This window comes from Nocardioides pollutisoli, assembly GCF_040045055.1.
Lineage (GTDB): Bacteria > Actinomycetota > Actinomycetes > Propionibacteriales > Nocardioidaceae > Nocardioides > Nocardioides tweenelious.
The window spans coordinates 2,952,282-2,974,515 of the sequence record NZ_JBDZDU010000001.1 but is presented as its reverse complement, the minus strand read 5'-3'; the positions used below and the strand labels follow the sequence as shown (position 1 = coordinate 2,974,515).

Annotated in this window: 23 protein-coding genes; 11 read left to right on the top strand and 12 right to left on the bottom strand. The window is 71.1% G+C overall.

Going from position 1 to position 22,234, the window contains the following annotated elements; genetic code table 11:
• Nucleotide 1 precedes the first annotated feature (1 nt).
• The gene (chrA, locus tag ABLE68_RS14590) at nucleotides 2-1,357 is read right to left on the bottom strand and encodes a chromate efflux transporter (RefSeq protein ID WP_348872299.1); all 1,356 of its coding nucleotides are present in this window, start codon (nucleotides 1,355-1,357) and stop codon (nucleotides 2-4) included.
• Nucleotides 1,358-1,419: 62 nt separating this feature from the next.
• On the opposite strand from chrA, the gene pepN reads away from it, so the two are divergent.
• Nucleotides 1,420-3,966, top strand: a complete 2,547-nt coding sequence (gene pepN / locus ABLE68_RS14585) for an aminopeptidase N (RefSeq protein ID WP_348872298.1) — start codon at nucleotides 1,420-1,422, stop codon at nucleotides 3,964-3,966.
• A gap of 189 nt (nucleotides 3,967-4,155) precedes the next feature.
• Here pepN and ABLE68_RS14580 read toward each other — a convergent pair whose 3' ends face one another.
• Together ABLE68_RS14580 and ABLE68_RS14575 are read right to left on the bottom strand one after the other, a co-directional pair.
• On the bottom strand, nucleotides 4,156-4,542 hold the full coding sequence (locus ABLE68_RS14580) for a DUF5130 family protein (RefSeq protein WP_348872296.1): 387 nt from the start codon (nucleotides 4,540-4,542) through the stop codon (nucleotides 4,156-4,158).
• Entirely contained in the window at nucleotides 4,529-4,882 is a 354-nt protein-coding gene (locus tag ABLE68_RS14575) for a hypothetical protein (protein ID WP_348872295.1), read from the bottom strand. The genes ABLE68_RS14580 and ABLE68_RS14575 overlap by 14 nt, the downstream gene beginning before the upstream one ends.
• Before the next feature lie 62 nt (nucleotides 4,883-4,944).
• Between ABLE68_RS14575 and ABLE68_RS14570 the strand changes: the two genes are divergently transcribed.
• Nucleotides 4,945-5,970, top strand: a complete 1,026-nt coding sequence (locus ABLE68_RS14570) for a mechanosensitive ion channel family protein (protein WP_348872293.1) — start codon at nucleotides 4,945-4,947, stop codon at nucleotides 5,968-5,970.
• Nucleotides 5,971-5,977: 7 nt separating this feature from the next.
• On the opposite strand, the gene ABLE68_RS14565 is transcribed toward ABLE68_RS14570, so the two are convergent.
• Nucleotides 5,978-6,403, bottom strand: coding sequence for an OsmC family protein (locus ABLE68_RS14565; protein WP_056153779.1), 426 nt, complete (start codon nucleotides 6,401-6,403; stop codon nucleotides 5,978-5,980).
• Between the two features lie 98 nt (nucleotides 6,404-6,501).
• Here ABLE68_RS14565 and ABLE68_RS14560 point away from each other — a divergent pair, with 98 nt between their 5' ends.
• The 4 genes from ABLE68_RS14560 (at nucleotide 6,502) to ABLE68_RS14545 (ending at nucleotide 8,832) form a co-directional block, all read left to right on the top strand.
• Entirely contained in the window at nucleotides 6,502-6,876 is a 375-nt protein-coding gene (locus ABLE68_RS14560; RefSeq protein ID WP_348872292.1) for a globin, read from the top strand.
• Nucleotides 6,877-6,978: 102 nt separating this feature from the next.
• A complete protein-coding gene (locus ABLE68_RS14555; RefSeq protein ID WP_348872290.1) occupies nucleotides 6,979-7,515 on the top strand; it encodes a hypothetical protein in 537 nt (178 codons plus the stop codon).
• Nucleotides 7,516-7,540: 25 nt separating this feature from the next.
• A complete protein-coding gene (locus ABLE68_RS14550; RefSeq protein WP_348872288.1) occupies nucleotides 7,541-8,254 on the top strand; it encodes a hypothetical protein in 714 nt (237 codons plus the stop codon).
• Nucleotides 8,255-8,262: 8 nt separating this feature from the next.
• A complete protein-coding gene (locus tag ABLE68_RS14545; protein ID WP_348872286.1) occupies nucleotides 8,263-8,832 on the top strand; it encodes an RNA polymerase sigma factor in 570 nt (189 codons plus the stop codon).
• Here ABLE68_RS14545 and ABLE68_RS14540 read toward each other — a convergent pair.
• Both ABLE68_RS14540 and ABLE68_RS14535 read right to left on the bottom strand, forming a co-directional pair.
• Nucleotides 8,796-9,647 (bottom strand): acyl-CoA thioesterase, encoded by an 852-nt coding sequence (locus tag ABLE68_RS14540; RefSeq protein WP_348872284.1) that lies wholly within the window; start codon nucleotides 9,645-9,647, stop codon nucleotides 8,796-8,798. The two genes, ABLE68_RS14545 and ABLE68_RS14540, sit on opposite strands and share 37 nt — an antisense overlap.
• Nucleotides 9,648-9,703: 56 nt before the next feature.
• On the bottom strand, nucleotides 9,704-9,883 hold the full coding sequence (locus tag ABLE68_RS14535; RefSeq protein WP_348872282.1) for a hypothetical protein: 180 nt from the start codon (nucleotides 9,881-9,883) through the stop codon (nucleotides 9,704-9,706).
• A 117-nt stretch (nucleotides 9,884-10,000) separates the two neighbouring features.
• Between ABLE68_RS14535 and ABLE68_RS14530 the strand changes: the two genes are divergently transcribed.
• The 3 genes from ABLE68_RS14530 (at nucleotide 10,001) to ABLE68_RS14520 (ending at nucleotide 12,604) form a co-directional block, all read left to right on the top strand.
• The gene (locus ABLE68_RS14530; RefSeq protein ID WP_348872279.1) at nucleotides 10,001-10,621 is read left to right on the top strand and encodes a TetR/AcrR family transcriptional regulator; all 621 of its coding nucleotides are present in this window, start codon (nucleotides 10,001-10,003) and stop codon (nucleotides 10,619-10,621) included.
• Between the two features lie 81 nt (nucleotides 10,622-10,702).
• Complete coding sequence (locus tag ABLE68_RS14525; protein WP_348872276.1) at nucleotides 10,703-11,917, top strand: acetyl-CoA C-acetyltransferase; 1,215 nt, start codon at nucleotides 10,703-10,705, stop codon at nucleotides 11,915-11,917.
• A 186-nt stretch (nucleotides 11,918-12,103) separates the two neighbouring features.
• Nucleotides 12,104-12,604, top strand: coding sequence for a MarR family winged helix-turn-helix transcriptional regulator (locus ABLE68_RS14520; protein ID WP_348872274.1), 501 nt, complete (start codon nucleotides 12,104-12,106; stop codon nucleotides 12,602-12,604).
• A gap of 120 nt (nucleotides 12,605-12,724) precedes the next feature.
• On the opposite strand, the gene ettA is transcribed toward ABLE68_RS14520, so the two are convergent.
• The 5 genes from ettA to ABLE68_RS14495 all read right to left on the bottom strand — a co-directional run bounded on the left by ettA (nucleotide 12,725) and on the right by ABLE68_RS14495 (nucleotide 19,551).
• Nucleotides 12,725-14,407: an energy-dependent translational throttle protein EttA gene (gene ettA / locus ABLE68_RS14515; protein WP_348872272.1), complete on the bottom strand. Its 1,683-nt coding sequence runs from the start codon at nucleotides 14,405-14,407 to the stop codon at nucleotides 12,725-12,727.
• A 48-nt stretch (nucleotides 14,408-14,455) separates the two neighbouring features.
• Nucleotides 14,456-14,857 (bottom strand): single-stranded DNA-binding protein, encoded by a 402-nt coding sequence (ssb, locus tag ABLE68_RS14510; RefSeq protein WP_348872270.1) that lies wholly within the window; start codon nucleotides 14,855-14,857, stop codon nucleotides 14,456-14,458.
• A gap of 129 nt (nucleotides 14,858-14,986) precedes the next feature.
• Nucleotides 14,987-16,642 (bottom strand): GTPase family protein, encoded by a 1,656-nt coding sequence (locus ABLE68_RS14505; protein WP_348872268.1) that lies wholly within the window; start codon nucleotides 16,640-16,642, stop codon nucleotides 14,987-14,989.
• 72 nt (nucleotides 16,643-16,714) lie between these two features.
• Nucleotides 16,715-18,421 (bottom strand): dynamin family protein, encoded by a 1,707-nt coding sequence (locus ABLE68_RS14500; RefSeq protein ID WP_348872266.1) that lies wholly within the window; start codon nucleotides 18,419-18,421, stop codon nucleotides 16,715-16,717.
• Nucleotides 18,418-19,551: a PrsW family intramembrane metalloprotease gene (locus ABLE68_RS14495; protein ID WP_348872264.1), complete on the bottom strand. Its 1,134-nt coding sequence runs from the start codon at nucleotides 19,549-19,551 to the stop codon at nucleotides 18,418-18,420. The genes ABLE68_RS14500 and ABLE68_RS14495 overlap by 4 nt, the downstream gene beginning before the upstream one ends.
• A gap of 59 nt (nucleotides 19,552-19,610) precedes the next feature.
• Between ABLE68_RS14495 and ABLE68_RS14490 the strand changes: the two genes are divergently transcribed.
• Together ABLE68_RS14490 and ABLE68_RS14485 are read left to right on the top strand one after the other, a co-directional pair.
• Nucleotides 19,611-20,987 (top strand): aminopeptidase P family protein, encoded by a 1,377-nt coding sequence (locus tag ABLE68_RS14490; RefSeq protein WP_348872263.1) that lies wholly within the window; start codon nucleotides 19,611-19,613, stop codon nucleotides 20,985-20,987.
• 1 nt (nucleotide 20,988) lies between these two features.
• A complete protein-coding gene (locus ABLE68_RS14485) occupies nucleotides 20,989-21,879 on the top strand; it encodes a Dyp-type peroxidase (protein WP_348872262.1) in 891 nt (296 codons plus the stop codon).
• Nucleotides 21,880-21,892: 13 nt separating this feature from the next.
• Here the strand turns inward: ABLE68_RS14485 and ABLE68_RS14480 are convergent, their stop codons facing one another.
• Nucleotides 21,893-22,231, bottom strand: a complete 339-nt coding sequence (locus tag ABLE68_RS14480; protein WP_348872260.1) for a transglycosylase family protein — start codon at nucleotides 22,229-22,231, stop codon at nucleotides 21,893-21,895.
• Nucleotides 22,232-22,234 lie beyond the last annotated feature (3 nt).

Here is a 22,234-nt window from a genome sequence, read left to right as displayed (position 1 = left end):
GTCAGGTCAGCAAGGTCAGCGCCAGGCCGGCGAGCCCGCAGACGCCGAGCGTGCGCAGCACCGACCAGCGCAGCCCGAAGACGAGCACCGCGCCGAGCGCACCGAGCGCGGCGGGCTCCCACTGGAAGGACGACCAGACCGGGACGAGCAGGCCGAAGTGGTCCCACCCGGCTCGCTCGGACTCGGCGAAGAGGGTGTGCACCGCGAAGTAGAGCGCCAGGTTGCCGATCACGCCCACGACCGCAGCCGTGACCCCGGTGAGTGCGGCCGAGAGCGCCTCGTTGCCGCGCAGCCGCTCGACGTACGGCGCGCCGAGGAAGATGAAGAGGAAGCCCGGCACGAACGTCACCCACACCACGAGCAGTGACGCCAGCACGGCAGCGACCCACGGGTCGAGCGTCCCCGGGTTGCGGAACGCGCCGAGGAAGGCGACGAACTGCACCACCATGATCAGCGGGCCGGGCGTCGTCTCCGCGAGCGCGAGTCCGCGGACCATCTCCTGCGCGGTCAGCCAGCCGTAGTGCTCGACGGCGGCCTGGGCGACGTACGCCAGCACGGCGTACGCGCCACCGAAGGTCACCAGCGCCATGCCGCCGAAGAACAGCCCCTGGTCGACGAAGACGCTCGGCTCACCGCCGGCCAGCGCGAGGGCGACGGCGACCGGGGCGAACCAGAGGACCAGCCCGACGACCAGCACGACGAGGTTGCGGCGGACCGAGCGGGGCGCCCGGTGCAGGGCGTCGTCGGGGATCAGGGGAGGTACGGCGCCCTCCTCGAGCACCGGCTCGGGCAGCCGGACCAGGTCCGGTCGGCGACGGCCGAGCAGCCAGCCGGCCAGACCCGCGACCAGCACGACGAGCGGGAACGGGACGGCCAGCACGGCGAGGGCGACGAACGCCCCGAGCGCCAGCAGGAGCAGCACCCGGTTGCGCACGGCGCGGCTGCCGAGCCGGTGCACGGCCTGGACCACGATGGGGATCACCGCAGCGGCCAGCCCGAGGAGCACCCCGGTGACGAGCGTCGAGTCACCGTGCGCGACGTACACCCACGACAGCGCGAGGATGGTGAGGAAGCCGGGCACGACGAACAGCACGCCGGCCATCACCCCGCCGACCCAGCCGTTGAGCAGCCAGCCGCTGTAGATCGCGAGCTGTTGCGCCTCCGGGCCGGGCAGCAGCATGCAGTAGCTCATGGCGTGCAGGAAGCGGCGCTCGCCGATCCACCGGCGCTCGTCGACCAGCTCGCGGTGCATGACGGCGATCTGACCCGCCGGGCCGCCGAACGTCTGCCAGGAGATGAGGAACCAGGCGCGGAACGCCACCCGCAGCGGTACGACGTGGCGCTGCGACTCGGTCACCGGCCCATCATGTCGTCCTTCTGCTTTTCGTCGGCGACCGGCCGGGTGGCAGGATGCTGCGCATGCCTGGAACCAACCTCACCCGGGACGAGGCGGCCACCCGCGCTGCTCTCCTGGACGTCACGTCGTACTCCATCGACCTGGATCTCACGACCGGCGAGAAGACCTTCGGATCGACCACCACGATCAGGTTCACCTGCACCGAGCCCGGTGCAGAGACCTTCGCGGACCTGGTCGACGGGACGATCCACGCGATCACCCTCAACGGAGCGTCGATCGACCCGGCCACCGCCTACGCCGACAGCCGGATCGCACTGACCGGTCTCGCGGCCGACAACGAGCTGGTCGTCACCGCCGACCTCCCCTACTCGCGCACGGGTGAGGGCCTGCACCGCTTCGTCGACCCCGCTGACGACCGGGTCTACCTCTACTCGCAGTTCGAGGTCCCGGACGCGCGTCGCGTCTACACGACCTTCGAGCAGCCCGACCTGAAGGCGCCGTTCACGTTCACCGTGACCGCGCCCGACCACTGGAAGGTCGTCTCCAACTCCCCGTCGCCCGAGCCCGAGGCGCTGGGCGACGCCAAGGCCGTCTGGCGCTTCGCGCCGACCAAGCCGCTCTCGACGTACGTCACCGCGATCGTCGCCGGTGAGTACCACGAGGTCCAGCACACGTACGCCGGCAAGTACGGCGACATCCCGCTCGGCCACTACTGCCGCCAGTCCCTCGTCGAGCACCTCGACGTCGACGAGCTCGTGAAGGTCACCGAGCAGGGCTTCGCCTACTTCGAGGACGCCTTCGACTTCCCCTACCCGTTCGGCAAGTACGACCAGCTCTACGTGCCGGAGTACAACATGGGCGCGATGGAGAACGCCGGCTGCGTGACGCTGCGCGACGAGTACCTCCCCCGCAGCCGCCAGGACCGGATGTTCTACGCCTTCCGCGTCGAGGTGATCCTCCACGAGATGGCGCACATGTGGTTCGGCGACCTCGTCACCATGCGCTGGTGGGACGACCTCTGGCTCAACGAGTCGTTCGCCGAGTGGGCCTGCTACCACGCCGCCGTCGAGGTCACCGAGTTCGACGACGCCTGGACCGGCTTCACCAACGTCCGCAAGAACTGGGCCTACCGCCAGGACCAGCTGCCCAGCACCCACCCGATCGCGGCCGACAACGTCGACCTGCGCGCGGTGGAGGTCAACTTCGACGGCATCACCTACGCCAAGGGCGCCTCGGTGCTCAAGCAGCTGGTGGCCTGGGTCGGCCTCGACAACTTCCTCGAGGGCGTGCGCGCCTACTTCAAGGACCACGCCTTCTCGAACACCGAGTTCAAGGACCTGCTGGCCGCCCTGGAGAAGTCCTCCGGCCGCGACCTCGAGTCCTGGGCGCAGGAGTGGCTGCAGACCGCGGGCGTCAACACCCTCTCGCCGGAGTTCGAGCTCGACGCGGACGGCAGCTACGCGTCGTTCGCCGTACGCCAGACCGCGACCGACGAGTGGCCGACCCTGCGCCGCCACCGGATCGGCATCGGCGCCTACGACGAGGTGGACGGTCACCTGGTCCGCCGGGCGTCCTTCGAGATCGACGTGCACGGCGACCTGACCGAGGTCCCCGAGCTGGTCGGCCAGAAGCAGCCCGACCTGCTGCTGCTCAACGACGGCGACCTCGCCTACGCGAAGATCCGCCTCGACGAGCGCTCGCTGACCACGGTCGTCAGCGGCCTCGCGACCCTCGACGACTCGCTGGCGCGGGCTCTCTGCTGGGGCGCGGCGTGGGACATGACCCGCGACGGCGAGATGAGCGCGACCGACTTCGTGACGCTGGTGCTCAGCGCGATCGGCACCGAGACCGACCCGTCCGGCGTGAGCCGGATCCCGGTCTACGCGGCCCTGGCCGTGACGCAGTACTCCGCACCCGCCAACCGCACCGCGCTGCGCGCCACGTGGGAGCAGGGCCTGCGCAAGCTCCTCGAGAACGCCGAGGCGGGCAGCGACCACCAGCTGTCCTTCGCCCGCGCGTTCGCGGGTGCCGCGCACAGCGAGTCCGCGCTGACCGACCTCGAGCAGCTGCTCGACGGGTCCCTGGTCCTCGAGGGGCTCGCGGTCGACACCGACCTGCGCTGGGTGCTGCTCAACGGCCTGGCCCGCAACGGTCGCGCCGACGCCGACCGGATCGCCGCGGAGCTGGAGCGCGACAACACGATCTCCGGGCAGGAGCACGCCGCCGCCGCGCGGGCGCTCCGCCCGACCGCCGAGGCCAAGGCCGAGGCGTGGGAGATCGCGATGGTCCGCGACGACGTGGCCAACGAGACCCAGCGCAGCGTGGTGCTCGCCTTCCAGGTCTACGGGCAGGACGAGGTGCTCACGCCGTACGTCGAGAAGTACCTCGCCGCGGCCGACACGCTGTGGGAGGAGAAGGGCACCCAGCGCGCCTCGACCGCGCTGGAGTTCATGTTCCCGAAGCAGCTCGCCAGCCAGGAGCTCCTCGACCGCGTCGACGCCTGGCTCGAGTCCTCCCCGGCCAACCCGGCCGCCAAGCGCTACGTGCGCGAGGGCCGGGCCGACGTGGCCCGCGCCCTGGCCAACCAGAAGCGCGACGCCCAGGCCTGACGTACACCAACCGGTGGTCGAACCTCGAGACCCCGGAACTGATCCAGGGCGGAGACCTCCGTGGTCACCGCCCTGGGTCGTCTCACCGGATTTCGACGCGCCGTCGCGGCTTCGTCCCTCAGCCGCGGAGCTTGCTCAATCTGGTGCAGCCCACGCGACGCGTTCGTTCCTCGCGCGCCGCTGCTGCCCTCAGGGCTGCTCGGCGTGCAGTGTCTCCGGGGCGCGGGCGTGGTCGGCGAGCATCTGGATGCCGCGGAGCAGGCCGCCCACGAGGTCGCCGTTCGCGAACGACGTCTGCATCTGCAGCGTCGTCAGCTCGACCTCCTGGTCGCTGAGCGAGCGGCGGACGGTGCCGCCGGTGACGATCTCGAGGGCCCGCGCGGGCGGGTCGAGCATGATCAGGATGCTGCGGGACGGCGCGACCAGGGAGTTGTGCAGCTGCGTCGCGAACGCGCGCGGGTCGGCACCGGCGCGGCCGACGAAGACGCTGAACTCGAAGCGCGAGACCTGCTCGGCCTGGCGGATCGCCTCGTCGATGCGGTAGCGCTCCGCGCTGTTGAACTCACCAACGGGCACTTGCGCCACCCGCCTTCGACTCCTCGGTGTCCGGCGCGGGCAGCTCGGCGGTGCCCTTGCTGGGGCCGCCGAACCACTCGTCCTGGGTCGCGACGCCGCCCGGCGTGAACCGCTCACCCTTGACGAGACCGGGGATCACCACCAGCAGCGTGATGACCAGGAACATCAGCAGCGGGACGCCCGCGAGCAGCAGCGCGGCATGCCAGGGGTCGACCGCCTTCGGGTCGCTCCAGCCTTCCGGCACGTCCGCCCCGGCCGGACCGCCGGCAGCAACGACGAGCGCCCCCGCAACGAGGACGACAGAGGTACGACGGGCGAGGTGCGCGAGCTTCGTGGTCACGGGGCAAAGCGTATCGGCTCCGTGTTTCGACACCGTTGCCCGGTGCTGTAGACATGGGGCCCATGTTCGGCTTCGACGACGTGACCTGCGACAGCTCCGACGCTCTGTGCAATGCGGTCTTCGGCTGGACCGACAACCAGAAGCTCGCCAACGCCTCCGACATCCTCATCGGGAAGCCCCTCGCGATCGCCTGGTTGGTCGTCCTCTTCTTCATCGTCCGGTGGATCCTGCACCGGCTCGTCGACCGGCTCGTCGCCCGAGCCGAGGACGGCATGCTGCCCAACGGCGTCAGCCGGTTCGGGCTGCGCGGCAGGACCGCGGCGACCTCGTCGGCCCAGGACCTGGCGACCTCGACCCGTCGCGTCCAGCGCGCCAAGACGATGGGTGACCTGCTGAAGAGCATCATCACCGGCATCCTGGTCGCCATCATCGGGACGATGGTCCTGAGCGAGCTCGGGGTCAACATCGCCCCGATCATCGCCTCGGCCGGCATCCTCGGACTGGCACTCGGCTTCGGCGCCCAGTCGCTGGTGCGCGACTTCCTGTCCGGCATCTTCATGATCGTCGAGGACCAGTACGGCGTCGGCGACGTGGTCGACGTGGGCGAGGCCAGCGGCACCGTCGAGGCGGTCAGCCTGCGGGTCACCCGGCTGCGCGACCTCAGCGGCACGGTCTGGTACGTCCCCAACGGCGCGATCGTCCGCGTCGGCAACATGAGCCAGAACTGGTCGCGCGCGGTCGTCGACGTCAACGTCGCCTACCGCGAGGACCTGGTCCGCGTGCAGCAGGTGCTCCGCGAGGTCGCCCACGACCTGTGGGACGACGAGGACTTCAGCGGCGTGATCATCGAGGAGCCGGAGGTCACCGGCGTGGAGGTCTTCGGGCCGGAGTCGGTCACCCTGCGGGTGCTGCTCAAGACGGCCCCGATGGAGCAGTGGGGCGTCGCCCGCGCGCTGCGCCAGAGGATCAAGGCCCGCTTCGACCACGAGGGCATCGAGATCCCGCTGCCGCAGCGGGTCGTGTGGCACCGCGACGAGACGCCGACGGGCCCCTCTTCGGACGAAGAGGAGCCCGTCACCGGAGCCTGAGCGGGCGTCAGCCCAGCGAGGCCTCGAGCTTGATCGGTACGGCGGCCAGCGCCTGGCTCACCGGGCAGCCGACCTTGGCGCCCTCGGCGGCGGCGACGAAGTCCTCCTCGCTCATGCCGGGGACGACGCCCTTCACGGTCAGGCGGATCTCGGTGATGCCGGTGCCCGGCACGAAGTCGACCGCGGCACTCGTGTCGAGCGAGGTGGCCGGCGTACCGGCCTTGGCCAGGCCGTTGGAGAGGGCCATCGAGAAGCAGGACGAGTGGGCAGCAGCGATCAGCTCCTCGGGGCTGGTCTTGCCGTTCGCGTCCTCGGCGCGGGAGGCCCAGGAGACGTCGTACGTGCCGGTGCCGGAAGACTCCAGCGTGACCTGGCCGGCGCCCTCGAAGAGGGTGCCCTCCCAGTGAGTGCTGGCGTTGCGGGTCGTAGCCATGTGCGGATCACTCCTCGTGCGTTGCCGAAAAGACTGGTTGGCGCGAGTCTGGCACGCCGGTGTCGGGCCCTGGTGACCCCCTCGTCACAATGGGATGCATGACCACGTTCTACGAGGAGATCGGCGGCTTCGAGACCTTCCGTCGGATCGTGGCGAAGTTCTACGAGGGCGTCGCCGAGGACCCGGTGCTGCGGCCGCTCTACCCGGAGCAGGACCTCGGGCCCGCGGAGGAGCGCTTCCTGCTCTTCCTGGTGCAGTACTGGGGCGGCCCGACCACCTACTCCGACACCCGGGGCCACCCGCGGCTGCGGATGCGGCACGCGCCGTTCGCGGTCACGCCGGAGACCAAGGACCACTGGTTGATGCACTTCCGCGCCGGGCTCGACGAGGTGTCGCTCACGCCCGAGCAGGACGCGCAGTTCTGGGACTACGTCACCCACGCGGCGCAGTTCATGGTCAACACCTTCGAGTGATCCCGAAAGATTTCTCGGGTCACGTGTAACGCAGGGCCGGTCTCGCGACAGGTGTGGGGTGAAGGGCGGACCAACCGCCATCCCTGACACAGGAGGCCCCGCATGCGCAGGACCACCATCACCGCCGTTGGCGCGGCGGCAGCACTCTCGGGCGCACTCGCGTTCGGTACGGCGTACGCCACCCAGGGCGGATCGGACGCTCCGTCTCCGGTCGTCAACGGCAACGGCCACACCGTGAGCTCCCACGCCGAGCACGGGCAGGCCCGCGCGGCCGAGGCCCGCACTAAGCACGGGTCCAAGCACGGGTCCAAGCACGGCTCGAAGCACGGGTCCAAGCACGGCTCGACGCACGAGGTGACGCCCGCTCCGGCCGACGAGTCCGAGACCGAGGCACCCGAGACCGAGGCGCCCGAGACCGAGGCGCCCGAGACCGAGGCGCCCGAGACCGAGGCACCCGAGACCGAGGCGCCCGAGGACTCTCACCACGGCGATCACGCCGACGGGGACGACGACCACGGGACCCAGGTCGGGCAGGATGACGACCAGGGCGACGACAACGACGACCAGGGCTCGGACGACGACGGTCAGGACGACGAGCAGGGCTCGGCGAACCACGACAACGGCAACCAGGACGACTGACCCCGCTCCGGGGTAGGACACATCGATGACCGAACCGATCAGCCGGGCTGACCTCAGGGTCGAGGCACCCGTCCTCGAGCCGGACGAGGTGTTCCTCGCCCAGCTGAGCTCGCTCGCCGCGGCCGGGCCCGCGTCCGTCGGCGCGGCACCACCGCGCGCCGGATGGCGTGTCGCCCTGGCCGCGGTGAGCGTGGCCGCGGTCGTGGTCGGCATCGCCTGGGTTGCTGGTCTCGGCCGCGGCGACGCTCCGGACCCGTCGCCGCCACCCGTCCCCCCGGCCAGCCGTCCCCCTTCCGACAGCCGACCCAGCACCACGCCTCGCGCGAGCGAGCACGCGAACGCGTCGCCCGACCCGTCCGCGAGCCGGAGCCCCGCCACTGAACGGACGACGACGTCGACGGGGATCGAGCTCGAGGACCAACCGTCGTCCGGTGCCGACCACGGGCCCACCGACCATGCCGGCAGCGACCACGCAGGCGACGACCACGCAGCCGACGACCACGCAGGCGACGACCAGTCCGGACAGCCGAGCGGCCACCAGAGCGGCGACCACAGCGACGACGGGTCCGACGACCAGTCGGACAACCAGTCCGACGGCACCGCGGACGGCTCGGACGACCAGTCCGACGGCACCTCCGAGACCGACCCGGATCCGGGCAACCAGGCTGAGGACGACGGGGAGGGTCCGGACGACGCGTCGCCCTCCGTCGAGCCGTCCGGCCTGGGAACGGACGACTGACGACGCACGTGAGCACCGACGACGACGTGGTGGCGGCCGCCAAGAGAGGCGATGCCGAGGCGTGGCGCGCTCTCTACCGCGCCCACGGTGGACGTTTGGTGGTCTGGCTCGGCGCCCGTTCCACCGGTGACGCGGCGGTCTCGGCCGAGGACCTGGCCGCCGAGGCCTGGCTGACCGCCGCGGACAAGGTGCACGGCTTCACCGGCACCTCGTCGGAGTTCGCGGGCTGGCTCTTCGGCATCGCCCGCAAGCTCGACGGCAACGTCCACCGCCGCAGCCAGCGCAGGAACACCCATCCCACCGACCTGCACCGGCTCGACGACCCTCCGGCCGTCGCCGGTCCGGAGTCGGCGTTCGTCGGCCGGGACTGGATCCTGCGTGCTCTGGCGAGCCTGCCGCCGCGTGAGCGCGACGTCGTGGGCTGCCTGGACGTCGTCGGCCTCGACGTCGAGGCGACGGCGCGCGCCCTCGGGATGAGCGCCGTCGCGGTCCGGGTCGCTCATCACCGCGGCCTGCGGCGGCTACGGCGCGGGGAGCCGGATCAGGGCGACAGCAGGGCCCGCAGCTTGTCGAGGTAGGCCTCGGGCGGCCGCGTCGAGCGCTGGGTCTCCTGGTCGAAGAAGACGATCACGACCCGGGCGCGGGCCAGCACCGCGTCACCGTCGCCGATCACCGACTCGACGGTGATCGACCGCTCCCCGACGCGGGAGATCCACGACCACGCGTCGTACGCCTCGGCGCGGAAGAGGATCGGGACCCGGTAGTCCACATCGGTCTGGGCGACGACGACCGTGACGGCGCCGAAGTCCCAGAGGCCGGAGAACAGCGAGATCCGCGCCTCCTGGAAGTACTCGAAGTACTTCACGTTGTTGACGTGCCCGTAGACGTCGACGTCGGAGAACCGCACGTTGACCGGGTAGTGCACCGCCACGTCGGGGCGCTGGGCCGGGAACGGCGTCCGCGGTGTCGCGGCCTCGGGCTCGAGGAACCGGGTCAGCATCTCCCGCTCGTTCCCCGCGATCCGCCGCGGGCTCTCCGTCTCGAAGACGTACGGCGTGAGCACGGTCTTGGCGCGGAGGTAGACCCGGCGCTCCCCGTCGGGATCCTCGTGGAAGACCTCGTAGGCCATCGTGAACGAGGCGGCTCGGATCTGGGTGACCCAGCACTCGACGGTGACCGGGCGGTGCTCGAAGTTCAGCGGTGCGGTGTAGGTGACCTCGTGGCGCACCACGACGGTGCTGAAGGCCAGCTCACCGGGCGCGGCCGTCGGGCCGTGCGCACGCATCATGTCGACGCGGGCCTCTTGGAGGTAGTCCACGTAGACGACGTTGTTGATGTGCCCGAGCTGGTCCATGTCGGCCCAGCGCATCGGGCAGGAGTAGCGGTGTCGCACGCCGCTGATGCTGCCAGACGCCGGCGGGCTGGGCCCGCCGGCGTCCGACGCGAGGATCAGTGGGTGGCGGCCAGGCCGCGGTAGTACGTCGGGATCGACTCGTGACGGGCCAGGCGGACCTTGCGGTTGGAGGCCACGAACTGGACCAGGACGCCGGCGGAGACGATGGCGGCGACGGTGCCGAGCACGAGGAAAGCGATGATCATGAACGAACCGAGCGGGGTGATGACGGTCATCACGATTCCTTTCTACGAATGTAGAGTTTCTACGTAAGTAGAAGGTACGCCGACCGCAACGGAGAACGCAACCCGGGCGGGTAGTGTCTCCGGTCACAGACCTGCTGGAAGGTGTCCATGCCCGACCCGGAAGCTCCCGAGGAGCAGGCGCCCGCGCTCAGCCCGCGGCGCCGGCAGCTGCTCGACGCCGCCCTCCACGTCATCACCGACGAGGGGCTCCGCGGGCTCACCCACCGCGCCGTCGACCGGCGGGCCGGACTGCCCGAGGGCAGCTGCTCGGCCTACCTGCGCACCCGCGCCGCGCTCGAGGCGGCTCTCACCGAGTACGTCGCGGCCGCCCTGCTCGCCGACGTCAACGCGCTCGCCGAGCAGCTCCGCTGCACCCTCGAGGACGGCGGCGAGGCCGCCGGGGTCGAGGGAGCTCTGGAGCTCTTCGAGCGCTGGGTCGACCAGCGCGAGCTGCTGGTCGCCCGGCTCGAGCTGACCATGGCCGCCACCCGGGACGACGCCCTCGCCCAGCTCCTCGCCGACCACCGCTCACGCCTGGTCGAGATCGTTGCAACGATCATGGAGGCCACCGGCAAGGAGCACAGTGCCGCGCGGGCCGAGGCCCTGGTCGCGTCGTACGACGGCATCCTGCTCGCGGCGCTCCTCAAGCCCGACGACCAGCGGCGGACCTTCCTGACCCGCTCGCTCGAGCTGCTCGGCACCTCGCTGGCGGCGCACGAGCCGGCGTGACGTACGCCTCATCTGCGCGATGAGCGGGCGGGGCTACTGTGGCTCCCGCAGCAGCACCGATCCCCTTGAAACGGAGTTCCCATGCCCGAGGCAGTCATCGTTTCCGCAGCCCGCACCCCTATCGGTCGGGCCAACAAGGGGTCGCTGACCGAGTTCCGCCCCGATGACCTCACCGCCTTCATCGTGAAGACCGCGCTGGACAAGATCCCGGCGCTGGACCCCAGCACGATCGACGACCACTACCTCGGCTGCGGGCTCCCGGGTGGCGAGTCCGGCAACAACATGGCGCGCGTCGTCAACGTGCTCAACGGCATGGACGACGTCCCCGGCGCGACGATCACCCGCTACTGCTCGTCCTCCGTGCAGACCACCCGGATGGCGTTCCACGCGATCAAGGCCGGCGAGGGCGACGTCTTCATCTCGGCCGGCGTCGAGACGGTGTCCCGCTTCGCCAAGGGCACCTCCGACCACTGGCCCGACACCCACAACCACGCGTTCGACGAGGCCAAGGCCCGCACCGACAAGACCGCCGAGGGCGGTCAGGGCTGGCACGACCCTCGCGAGGACGGCCAGCTCCCCGACGTCTACATCGCCATGGGCCAGACGGCCGAGAATGTCGCCAAGCTGCGCGGGCTGAGCCGCCAGGAGCTCGACGAGTTCGGCGTGCGCTCGCAGAACCTCGCCGAGAAGGCCATCAACGACGGCTTCTGGGCGCGCGAGATCACGCCCGTCACCACGCCGTCCGGCACCGTGGTCAGCACCGACGACGGCCCGCGCGCCGGCGTGACCTACGACGGGATCAAGGACCTCAAGCCGGTCTTCCGCCCCGACGGCGTGGTCACCGCGGGCAACTGCTGTGCGCTCAACGACGGCGCGGCCGCGGTCATCGTCATGTCCGACACCAAGGCCGCCGAGCTCGGGCTGACCCCGCTCGCCCGGATCGTCTCCACCGGCGTTTCCGGCCTCTCCCCCGAGATCATGGGCCTCGGCCCGGTCGAGGCGACCAGGAACGCGCTGAAGTACGCCGGCATGAGCATCGGCGACATCGACCTGGTCGAGATCAACGAGGCGTTCGCGGCCCAGGTCGTGCCGTCCTACCAGGACCTCGGCATCGACATCGACCGCCTCAACGTCAACGGTGGCGCGATCGCGGTCGGCCACCCCTTCGGCATGACCGGTGCTCGCCTGCAGAACACGATGCTCAACTCGCTCGACTGGCACGACAAGTCCACCGGACTCATCACGATGTGCGTCGGCGGCGGTCAGGGCATGGCCCTGATCCTCGAGCGGATCTAGCGCGAGCGCAGCGACCGCGAGATTTGCTGATGGTGGTCGAGCGGGCCGCGCGACCGAGGCACGAGGTCGCGACCGCCGCGTCGAGACGTCGCATCTAGCCTCCTGCTCCTCCGAACGGCCCCTGGGATCATCCCGGGGGCCGTTTGGGGTGTCTGGACCAGGGGCGGGCATGTCTACACTGCCCGGGTGACGGACATCGGGGGTCCCCTGACCAACTGGCTGAGCGAGGACGAGCAGCGCTCCTGGCGGGCGTTGCTGATGGGGATGACCCTCCTCCTCGGCCGCCTCGACGACGACCTGCACCGCGCCTGCGAGCTGTCGCTGGTCGAGTACGAGATCCTGGTCCGCCTCTCCGAGCGCGAGGGTCGTCAGATGCGCATGGCGCAGCTCGCGGACGCGCTCGCCCACAGCCGCAGCCGGGTCACCCACACGATCGCCCGGATGGAGCGCGCCGGCCTCGTCGAGCGGGGTAGCTCCCCTGAGGACGGCCGCGGCGTCGTCGCCACGATGACCGACAAGGGCTACTCCCTGCTCCGACGGATGGCGCACGTCCACGTCGGCGGCGTGCGTGAGCACCTCGTCGACCTGGTCAGCCCGGAGGACTTCGCCGCCGTCGGCCGGGTGATGAACGCCGTCTCCGACAACCTCGTCGCCGGGCACCCAGAAATGGAGATGCGTCGCTCCTGATCCGCGAAGCGGATCAGAAGAGAGCGACGGGCGTATCGACACCCGGTGAGACGAACGACGACGCCGTTCGTCTCACCGGGTTTCGAGACGGTTGCTAGCGCAACCTCCTCAACCGACGAGCTAGTCGCGCGTGAGCTTGCGGTGGGTGACCCGGTGCGGGCGGGCCGCCTCGAGGCCGAGGCGCTCGATCTTGTTCTCCTCGTAGGACGCGAAGTTGCCCTCGAACCAGAACCACTTGGCCGTGTCCTCGTCGTCGCCCTCCCAGGCGAGGATGTGGGTCGCGACGCGGTCGAGGAACCACCGGTCGTGGGAGGTGACCACGGCGCAGCCCGGGAAGTCGAGGATCGCGTCCTCGAGCGACGACAGGGTCTCCACGTCGAGGTCGTTGGTGGGCTCGTCGAGCAGCAGCAGGTTGCCGCCCATCTTCAGGGTGAGCGCGAGGTTGAGACGGTTGCGCTCACCACCGGAGAGGACGCCGGCCTTCTTCTGCTGGTCGGGACCCTTGAAGCCGAACGACGCGACGTAGGCGCGGGAGTTCATCTCGAAGTTGGCGACCTTGATGAAGTCGAGCCCGTCGGAGACGACCTCCCAGACGTTCTTGTTGGGGTCGATGCCGCCGCGGCTCTGGTCGACGTACGACAGCTTCACGGTCGTGCCGACCTTGAGCTCGCCCTGGTCGGGCTGCTCGGAGCCGGTGATCATCCGGAAGAGCGTGGTCTTGCCGACGCCGTTGGGACCGATGACGCCGACGATGCCGGCGCGCGGCAGCGTGAACGACAGGTCGTGCATGAGGGTGCGACCTTCGAAGCCCTTGGTCAGGTCGCGGGCCTCGAGCACGATGTCACCGAGGCGCGGACCGGCCGGGATGTTGATCTCGGAGGTGTCGATCTTGCGCATCCGGTCGGCGTCGGCCGCCATCTCCTCGTAGCGCGCGAGACGCGAGCGGCTCTTGGTCTGTCGGGCCTTGGCGTTGGAGCGGACCCACTCGAGCTCCTTCTCCAGCATCTTGGCGCGCTTGGCGTCCTTCTGCCCCTCGATCTTGAGGCGTTCCTTCTTGGTCTCGAGGTAGGTCGTGTAGTTGCCCTCGTAGGGGTGGGTCTGACCCCGGTCGAGCTCGAGGATCCACTCGGCGACGTTGTCGAGGAAGTAACGGTCGTGGGTGATCGCGAGGACGGCGCCCGGGTAGTCCTTGAGGTGGCCCTCGAGCCACTGGACCGACTCGGCGTCGAGGTGGTTGGTGGGCTCGTCGAGCAGCAGCAGGTCGGGCTGCTGGAGGAGCAGCTTGCAGAGCGCGACCCGGCGGCGCTCGCCACCGGAGAGGTTGTCGACGATCGCGTCCGGCGGCGGGCAGCGCAGCGCGTCCATGGCCTGGTCGAGACGGCTGTCGAGGTCCCACACGTTGGCGGCGTCGAGCTCGCTCTGGAGGTCGCCGGCCTCCGCGTTGACCTTGTCGAGGTCGGCGTCGGGGTCGCCCATCATCATGTAGAGCTCGTCGAGCCGGGCCATCTTGCCCTTGAGCTCGGAGACCGCCTCCTCGACGTTCTCCAGCACGGTCTTGCCCTCGGTCAGCGGCGGCTCCTGCTGCAGCATCCCGACCGTGGCGTTGGGGTCGAGGATCGCGTCGCCGTTGTTGGCCTTGTCGAGCCCGGCCATGATCTTGAACAGCGAGGACTTGCCGGTTCCGTTGGGCCCGACCACGCCGATCTTCGCCCCGTGGAGGAACGAGAGGGTCACGTTGTCGAGGACGACCTTGTCGCCATGGGCCTTGCGCACATTGCGCAGGGTGAACACATATTCCGCCATGGTCCCCGAGCCTACGGGGCCGCAGGCTCGGAGACCCGATCGGGGTGATCAGGCGGCCGTGACCGCTGCCTCGTCCCCGGTAGGCACCGCTCGCGGCGTGCGGGTGAACGCGCTGGTCCCCCGGCTCAGGTCGTGGCCCACGTGGTCGGCCTCGATCTCGAACGTCGTCACCTCGATGTTGTCGGCGTTGACGTAGACCTGCACGTTGAGCCGTCCGTGCACGACCACCGGGTCGCCGCGGCGCAGCGACTGCGCGCAGTTGTCGGCGAGCGCCCGCCAGACGTTGACGGTGTACCACTGCGTCGGCGCGTCTCCCCACGACTCGGTGCGTCGGTTGAAGCGGCGTGGGGTGGACGCGACCCGGAAGTTGGCGACCGGGACCTCGCCCGCCTTGCGGAGGACGACGTCTCCCCCGAGCCAGCCCTGGAGCGTGATCTGTGTTTCGTTCATGAGGTCTCCTTGCCTCGATCGGTCGGTGCGACAGATCGAGACTGGGCGGCAGCACCGACGACCGGGCCGCCCGGAGGGGACGCCTGTGGAGAAGGCCGCCCGAGGGGCGCCCTGTGGAGGGTTGGTGGCCTAGGACTGGGCCTTGACCAGCCCGTTGCGGACAGTCGTGTAGGCCATCAGCTCGGCCTCGACCGGCTCGACCACCAGCTCGTGGGTGACCTCGTTGACCGCGTGCCGCAGGCGTACGTCGGCCTCCTCGGCGCGACGCCGCGCCATCCGCCCGACGAGCAGACGCGACAGCAGCCCGAGGAGCAGGCCGACCACGACCCCGCCGACGAGGAGCACGAGAGCCACGGCGATCCCGGCCACCTGCGGGGTGTCGGAGTCCTGGAGCTTGCCGGTCCCGAGCAGCACCCCGGTCCAGCCGAGGCCGACGACGGCGGCGAGCAGCAGCAGCCACTGGACGACGCGGACCAGCCCGCACCACGCGGGCAGCCTGGCGGCACCGAGGTCGGTGGCCGCGAGACCGGCGTCGAGGCGGTCACCGAGCTCGTCGAGCCGTGAGACGGAGGCCCGGCGTACGGACTCGACCCACGGGGCGGCGAGTCCGTCGCTGACGTCGTCGGCGAGGGTGCGGACCTCGGTGTCGACCCGGGCCCGCTGGACCTGGGTCGCCTCCGGCAGCGCGGTCCGGGAGCGACCGCTCAGCGCCCGACCGTCCTCACCCAGGTCGAGGTCGAGACGCTTGAGGGGGTCCTGCTTGATGCCACCGAGCCACCCGAGCACGGGCCAGCCGGTGGCCCGGAAGCCGCGCATGCGCAGCGAGCGCTCGACGGCCTCGACGACCACGGGCACGCCCGCGGCCTCGGCGAAGGCGTCGTCGAGGGCGGTGAGCCGGGTGGTCTCGACGACGCGGGTGGCGCCGTCACCGGAGACCTCGGCCACCTTCGCGGCCATGCCACGCACGTCGCCGTCGAGGCGCGCCCGCGTGGACTGCTTCTCGGCGGCGCGGCGCCCGATCTCGGCGCGCAGCTCGGGGATGCCGGTACCCTGCCGAGCGCTCACCGCGAGGACGGGCACCCGGTCGAGGCCGTCGTCGTCGAGCAGCCGGCGGATGTCGGCGAGCATCGACTCGCGCCGGTCCTCGGGCACGGTGTCGATGTGGTTGAGCACGACCAGCATCACGTCCTGCTGCTCGGCCGAGGGCGCGAGGTAGCGGTCGTGGATGGCTGCGTCGGCGTACTTCTGCGGGTCGAGGACCCACACGAGCACGTCGGCGAGCGCGACCAGCCGGTCGACCTCGAGGTGGTGGGCCACCTCGGTCGAGTCGTGGTCGGGGAGGTCGAGGAGCACGACGCCGTCGAGCTCGCCCTGGCTCTCGCCGCGGCCGAGGTCGAGCATCGAGTCACGGGTGGTCTGGTGGCGCGGCGGGATCCCGAGCCAGTCGAGCAGCTCGTCGGCACCGTCGCGGCCCCACACGCAGGCGGTGGCCCACGACGTCGTGGGACGGCGTACGCCGACGGCGGAGAGCTCCAGGCCGGTCAACGCGTTGAAGGTCGACGACTTGCCCGACCCGGTGGCGCCCGCGATGGCGACCACGGTGTGGGTCGCCGACAGTCGCAGCCGGCCGGCCGCTCGCTCGACGACCTCGGCGGACTCGTCCACCAGGGCGTCGTCGAGCCGGCCGCGCGCGGCCCGGTTGGCATCGTCGAGGCCCTCGATGCGCGCACCGATGTCGGTACCGCGGGTGACCAGTCGGCCGGTCCCCTCGAGCAAGGACGTCATCTTCTCCCTCGACCCGCCCGCAGGGCGGTGGTGTTGCCGTGAAAACAGTGCGCTCCCACCCTAGGGCACGCCTCAGTCGCCCCCCGGACGGCTCTGCTCGAAGCGGCGGTCGTCGACCCGACGGGCCGCGGAGCGCAGCACCTGCGCCGCGTCAGGGGGCAGGTCCACGGCGTCGAGGAGGCCGAGATAGCGGCCCCGCTCGCCCTCGAGGAGCGCCGACACCCGCCGCTGCAGCCCGGCGCGGGCCTGCGCGACGAGGGTGCGGGTCTGGTCGGCGCCGAAGACGGCGTCCAGCAGCGTGTGACCGACCGCGACGCTCGATCCGCTGGTGTCGGAGTCGTCGGCCAGCGAGACCACGGCCAGCGTCACGGCCAGGCCCCGGGCGCCGTACGCGAGGTAGCGGGAGCTGCGCTCCGCGGCGCCGTGCGTCTTCACGAGGTCGGCCAGCTCCTGCTGCCAGGCGCGGACCTCGCCCTCCGCCCGGCGACGCAGGTCGCGTGAGGCGCGACCGAGGTCGCCCTCGGCCGCGGCGACCACGGGACCGGCCGTGCCGAGCTCGTCCCAGGCTGCCCGGGCGGCTCCGGCGGCACTCTCGGCGTGGTCGAGGACCATGAGCTCGAGACCGGCCTCGACGGCGACGCTGACGCGGTCGGCCTGCTGGGCGGTGCCCTTGACCGCGCTGACCACCCGCTCGCGCAGCCGGCTCACCTTGTTGTCGAGCGACTTGAGCAGCTCGCCGGTCCCGACGAACTCCCGCCAGCGCGCGGCGACCTCGCCCCGCAGCAGCGAGCCGTCGGTCGTGGCTGCCAGAGCAGCAGCCTCGGCCTCGGCGTACGCCGCGGTGGCAGCCGTCCGGAGCTCGTCGAGCGCGGTGATCTGCTCGGTGACGGCGTCGGCGATGACGTGCGCCTGGCGCCCGAGGGTGCGCACGGTGCCGTCGAGGGTCTGGCGTACGACGGCGTCGCGGGCGCCGTTGTCGCCGGCCAGCGAGACGAGCCAGGTGCGGATGTCGGCGACCTCGGCGGGCGCCAGCAGCCCGTCCTCGTCGACCGGCGCCTCGTTGACGGTGAACAGGGGCGAGTCCTTGAGACCGCGGCTCGCGAGCATCCGGGCCAGGTGGGCGGCGACGGTGCTGATCGCGTCGGCCGGGGTGCGGTCGAGCACGATCGCGACCGACGTCGAGCGCTCGGCGGCCCGCTTGAGGTAGTCCCACGGCACCTGGTCGGAGTAGCGCGCTGCCGACGTCACGAAGAGCCACAGGTCGCCGGCGGCGAGCAGCTGGGCGGCGAGCAGCCGGTTGCGCTCCTCGACCGAGTCGACGTCGGGTGCGTCGAGGATCGCCAGGCCGACGGGCACGGTGTCGGAGGCGACCAGCTGGAGCGAGTCGGGGTCGTCGGTCGAGTGGTCGACCCGGACCAGGTCGGGCAGGAGGCGGTCCTGGCCGAACCAGTGGGCGTCGTCGGGGTGGTGCACGAGGACCGGTGACCGGGTGGTCGGGCGCAGCAGCCCCGAGGCGGTCACCCGGTGGCCGACAATCGAGTTGACCAGAGTGGACTTGCCCGCGCCGGTCGATCCACCGACCACCGCGAGCAGCGGGGCCTCGACGCTCATCTGCCGCGGCAGCACGTAGTCCTCGAGCTGGTCGACCAGCTGCTGGCGCGACGTACGACGCTCCTCCACCCCGGCGACGTCCAGCGGCAGCCGGGCGTCCTGCAGCGCGCCACGGAGCTGCACCAGCGCCGTGAGCATGCGGGAGTCGTGGTCGGGAGAGACCGTCATCGGGTGGGTACCACCTGTCCGGGGAAAGCGATCGTCGGGCGGAGCTCGTCGATGCGCTGGAGGAACTGCTGGCCGCGGGCGGCGTAGTCCGGCGGCGGCGTGCCCCGCAGGTAACGGTAGTGGAGGAAGCCGAGCTCGATGGTCGCCTGCTGGTAGTCGCGCATCGCCCGCTCGCCCGGCTTGCCGCCGACGCTGCGTGCGTAGGCGCGGCTGCGGCGGCGCGCACCGAGGTCGACGACCCAGCCGATGTCGGTCGCCGGGACCAGGCCGCGGTTGGCGGCGTCGGTGAGCGCCGAGGCCAGCAGCCGGCGCTCCGAGCTCCGCGACCAGATGGCCAGCGAGGCGATGCCGACGAAGACGGGCGCCATCAGGACGACGTACGCGATCCCGAAGCTGTCGGCGCCGTAGACGGTCGCGGTGTTCCAGGTGGCGTGCGCGACCACGGCGCAGGCGAGACCGGCGAGCGGCCACAGCGCGCGGGCACCGCGGCTGCGGGCGTTGACGGCCAGGCCGACGCCGATGCCGGTGAACGCGGTGAAGAGGGGGTGCGCGAAGGGGCTGACGACGCAGCGCACCACGAACGTCGTCGTGACGGCCTCGATGCCGCCCGGGCCCATGCCGTCGGTGCCGTTGTACGCCGCGGCCAGGTAGAGGATGTTCTCGGTGAAGGCGAAGCCGATGCCGACCATGCCGGCGTAGACGATCCCGTCGAGGACGCCGTCGAGCTCGCCGCGACGCCACCACAGCAGGAGGAAGAGGAAGAGCCCCTTGCAGAGCTCCTCGGTCAGCGGCGCGACCAGCTCGAGCGAGAGCCGGTCGGTGACGCCACCCATGAGGCCACCGAGGCCCTGCAGCACGATCGCGGCGGCGGTCGCCACGAACGAGCCCCAGAGCAGACCCGAGGCGAGCATGCTCCGCGGCTCGGGCTCATAACGGTCCAGCCAGAGGTAGCAGGCGACCAGCGGACCGACCGGGACGGCCGCGAGCGCGGTGGCCAGGACGACCGTCCGCGGAGCACCCGCGAAGGCCAGGATCGCGAGGATCGCGAGGGCGCCGAGGCAGACCAGCACCGTGACGACCACCGTGAAGGCGACCGACGACGCGGCGCTCTCACGGCGGGTTCCGGGCATGGCCCGCAGCCTATCGGGGGCACTCTTCGAGCCCCGACTCCCGGCGTAGAGTGAGGTGCGTGAGCGAGCAGACCACTCCTGAGACCGCCGAGCCGAAGACCGAGTCGCACGACCCGGCCGTCCCCGCCGCCTACGCCGCCTTCATGCGCCAGGGCTGGGGTGACCGCGACCTCGACCTCGCGGTCGAGCCCGTCGCCGGACCTGCCGCACAGCGCCGCGCGAAGCTCGCGGAGGCCTTCCCCGGCGAGCGGCTGGTGCTGCCGGCCGGCACCTACAAGGTGCGCGCCTACGACACCGACTACCGGTTCCGGCCCGACACGGCCCACACCTACTTCTCGGGCAACCAGACGAGCGACGCCGTGCTGGTCGTCGACGACGGCGAGTCCGTGCTCTACGCCCGGCCGCGCTCCTCGCGCGAGACCGACGAGTTCTTCCGCGACCGGCAGTACGGCGAGCTCTGGGCCGGCCGTCGTCCCTCGCTCAAGGAGATCTCGGACTCCCTCGGCATCGAGGTCCGCCACATCGACGAGCTCCCGTCGTACGACGACGGCGACCGCAAGACGCGGGTGCTGGACGTCGACCCCGAGCTGACCCGGGTCGCCTCCGAGCTGCGGCTGATCAAGGACGACTGGGAGGTCGCGCAGCTCCAGGAGGCGTGCGACATCACCACGCTCGGCTTCGAGGACTCCGTGCGCGAGTGGGACGACGTCCTGAAGTACGGCGAGCGCTGGATCGAGGGCACCTTCTTCCGCCGGGCCCGGGCGATGGGCAACGACATCGGCTACGACTCGATCGTCGGGGGCGGTTCCCACGCCACGACGCTGCACTGGATCGAGAACTCCGGACCGATCACCCCCGGCCAGCTGGTGCTGCTCGACATGGGTGTCGAGAACCGCTTGCTCTACACCGCCGACGTCACCCGCACGCTGCCGATCGACGGCCGCTTCACCGACCTGCAGCGCGAGCTCTACGACCTCGTCTACAACGCCCAGCAGGCCGGCATCGACGCGATCCGGCCCGGTGAGCCCTTCCGGGCCGCCCACAACGCCGCGATGGAGGTGCTGGCGCACGGACTCGAGGCGATGCAGCTGCTGCCGGTCAGCGCCGAGGAGGCGCTCGACCCCGAGAGCCGGGTCTACGCGCGCTGGACGCTCCACGGCACCAGCCACATGCTCGGCATGGACGTCCACGACTGCGGCCAGGCCGCGCCGGCGGCGTACGCCGAGGGCACGCTCGCCGAGGGCATGGTGCTGACCGTCGAGCCGGGCCTCTACTTCCAGGAGGACGACCTGCTCGTCCCCGAGGAGCTCCGCGGCATCGGCATCCGGATCGAGGACGACATCGTGGTCACCGCCGACGGCTCGCGCAACCTCTCCGCCGCGCTCCCCCGCACCTCGACCGACGTCGAGGCGTGGATGGGCGAGCACCGGCGCTGAGGTGACCGTCCCCCAGACCGGGATCTTCGCGCTCGGCAACCTCGCCCACACCTATCTCGAGCTCGACCTGACGGGCGCGGACGCTGCGGCACTGGTGTCCGCCGTCGCCGACCTCACCGAGCCGCGGACGACGATGGGCGGGGTCAACCTGGTGACCGGGTTCCGTCCGGAGGTGTGGCGTGCCGTCGCGCCGGACCGGACGCCGGAGGACCTGCACGGCTTCGACGAGCCGGTCGACGGGATCGAGGGATTCACGATGCCCGCGACCCAGCACGACCTGGTGCTGTGGATCGCGGGGGCGTCGTACGACGTGGTCTTCGACGCGGCGACCGAGATGATCGCGGCGCTGCGCGACGTGGCGGTCGTGGCCGAGGAGATCGTCAGCTGGTCCTACCACCGCGACCTCGACCTGACCGGCTTCATCGACGGGTCGGAGAACCACTCGCTGCTGCTCGCCCCGACCGAGGTGCTGGTGCCCGACGGCTCCCCCGGTGAGGGCGGGTCGGTGCTGCTGCTGCAGAAGTGGGCGCACGACGCCGCGGCGTGGAGCGCGTTGAGCCAGGACCAGCAGGAGCAGGTGATCGGCCGGACCAAGCCGGACAGCATCGAGCTCGAGGACAAGCCCGCGACCTCCCACGTGGCCCGCACGGACCAGGAGGAGTTCGGTCAGATCTTCCGGCGCAACACGCCGTACGGCACCGTGACCGACCACGGCACCGTCTTCGTCGGCTTCAGCGCCACGCAGGCGCCGCTCGCCGACATGCTCGACAGCATGGCCGGCCGTGGCGGCGTACGAGACGAGCTGACTCGCTACTCGACGCCGCTCACGGGCGGCTACTACTTCGTGCCCTCGGCGAGCGACCTGCTGACCTTCGCCACGCCCGAGGACTGAACCCGGGTCAGGGTCAGCGCACGCCGGCCCGCTGCGAGCAGGTCGGCCACGCGCCCCAGCCCTGACCGTTCTGGATCCGCTCGGCGACGCGGATCTGCTGGGCCTTGCTGGCGCGGCTCGGGATCCGGGCGAACTTGCCGCCGCCGTACCCGTGCCAGGTGCCGCTGCTGATCTGCAGGCCACCGAAGTAGCCGTTGCCGGTGTTGATGTGCCAGTTGCCGCCCGACTCGCAGCGAGCGATCCGGTCCCAGGTCCGGGTGGGGGTGGCGTCCGCCGGGGCGCTCATCGCGACGACGGGGGTGATGGTGGTGGCCGCGAGGGCAGCCGTGGACAGCAGGGTGCGCATGCGCATGAA

Coding starts and splice junctions, on each gene's coding strand:
- pepN (WP_348872298.1), top strand. CDS start 1,420: ATGCCTGGAACCAACCTCACCCGGGACGAGGCGGCCACCCGCGCTGCT.
- ABLE68_RS14570 (WP_348872293.1), top strand. CDS start 4,945: ATGTTCGGCTTCGACGACGTGACCTGCGACAGCTCCGACGCTCTGTGC.
- ABLE68_RS14565 (WP_056153779.1), bottom strand. CDS start 6,403: ATGGCTACGACCCGCAACGCCAGCACTCACTGGGAGGGCACCCTCTTC.
- ABLE68_RS14560 (WP_348872292.1), top strand. CDS start 6,502: ATGACCACGTTCTACGAGGAGATCGGCGGCTTCGAGACCTTCCGTCGG.
- ABLE68_RS14555 (WP_348872290.1), top strand. CDS start 6,979: ATGCGCAGGACCACCATCACCGCCGTTGGCGCGGCGGCAGCACTCTCG.
- ABLE68_RS14550 (WP_348872288.1), top strand. CDS start 7,541: ATGACCGAACCGATCAGCCGGGCTGACCTCAGGGTCGAGGCACCCGTC.
- ABLE68_RS14535 (WP_348872282.1), bottom strand. CDS start 9,883: ATGACCGTCATCACCCCGCTCGGTTCGTTCATGATCATCGCTTTCCTC.
- ABLE68_RS14530 (WP_348872279.1), top strand. CDS start 10,001: ATGCCCGACCCGGAAGCTCCCGAGGAGCAGGCGCCCGCGCTCAGCCCG.
- ABLE68_RS14525 (WP_348872276.1), top strand. CDS start 10,703: ATGCCCGAGGCAGTCATCGTTTCCGCAGCCCGCACCCCTATCGGTCGG.
- ettA (WP_348872272.1), bottom strand. CDS start 14,407: ATGGCGGAATATGTGTTCACCCTGCGCAATGTGCGCAAGGCCCATGGC.
- ssb (WP_348872270.1), bottom strand. CDS start 14,857: ATGAACGAAACACAGATCACGCTCCAGGGCTGGCTCGGGGGAGACGTC.
- ABLE68_RS14505 (WP_348872268.1), bottom strand. CDS start 16,642: ATGACGTCCTTGCTCGAGGGGACCGGCCGACTGGTCACCCGCGGTACC.
- ABLE68_RS14500 (WP_348872266.1), bottom strand. CDS start 18,421: ATGACGGTCTCTCCCGACCACGACTCCCGCATGCTCACGGCGCTGGTG.
- ABLE68_RS14495 (WP_348872264.1), bottom strand. CDS start 19,551: ATGCCCGGAACCCGCCGTGAGAGCGCCGCGTCGTCGGTCGCCTTCACG.
- ABLE68_RS14480 (WP_348872260.1), bottom strand. CDS start 22,231: ATGCGCATGCGCACCCTGCTGTCCACGGCTGCCCTCGCGGCCACCACC.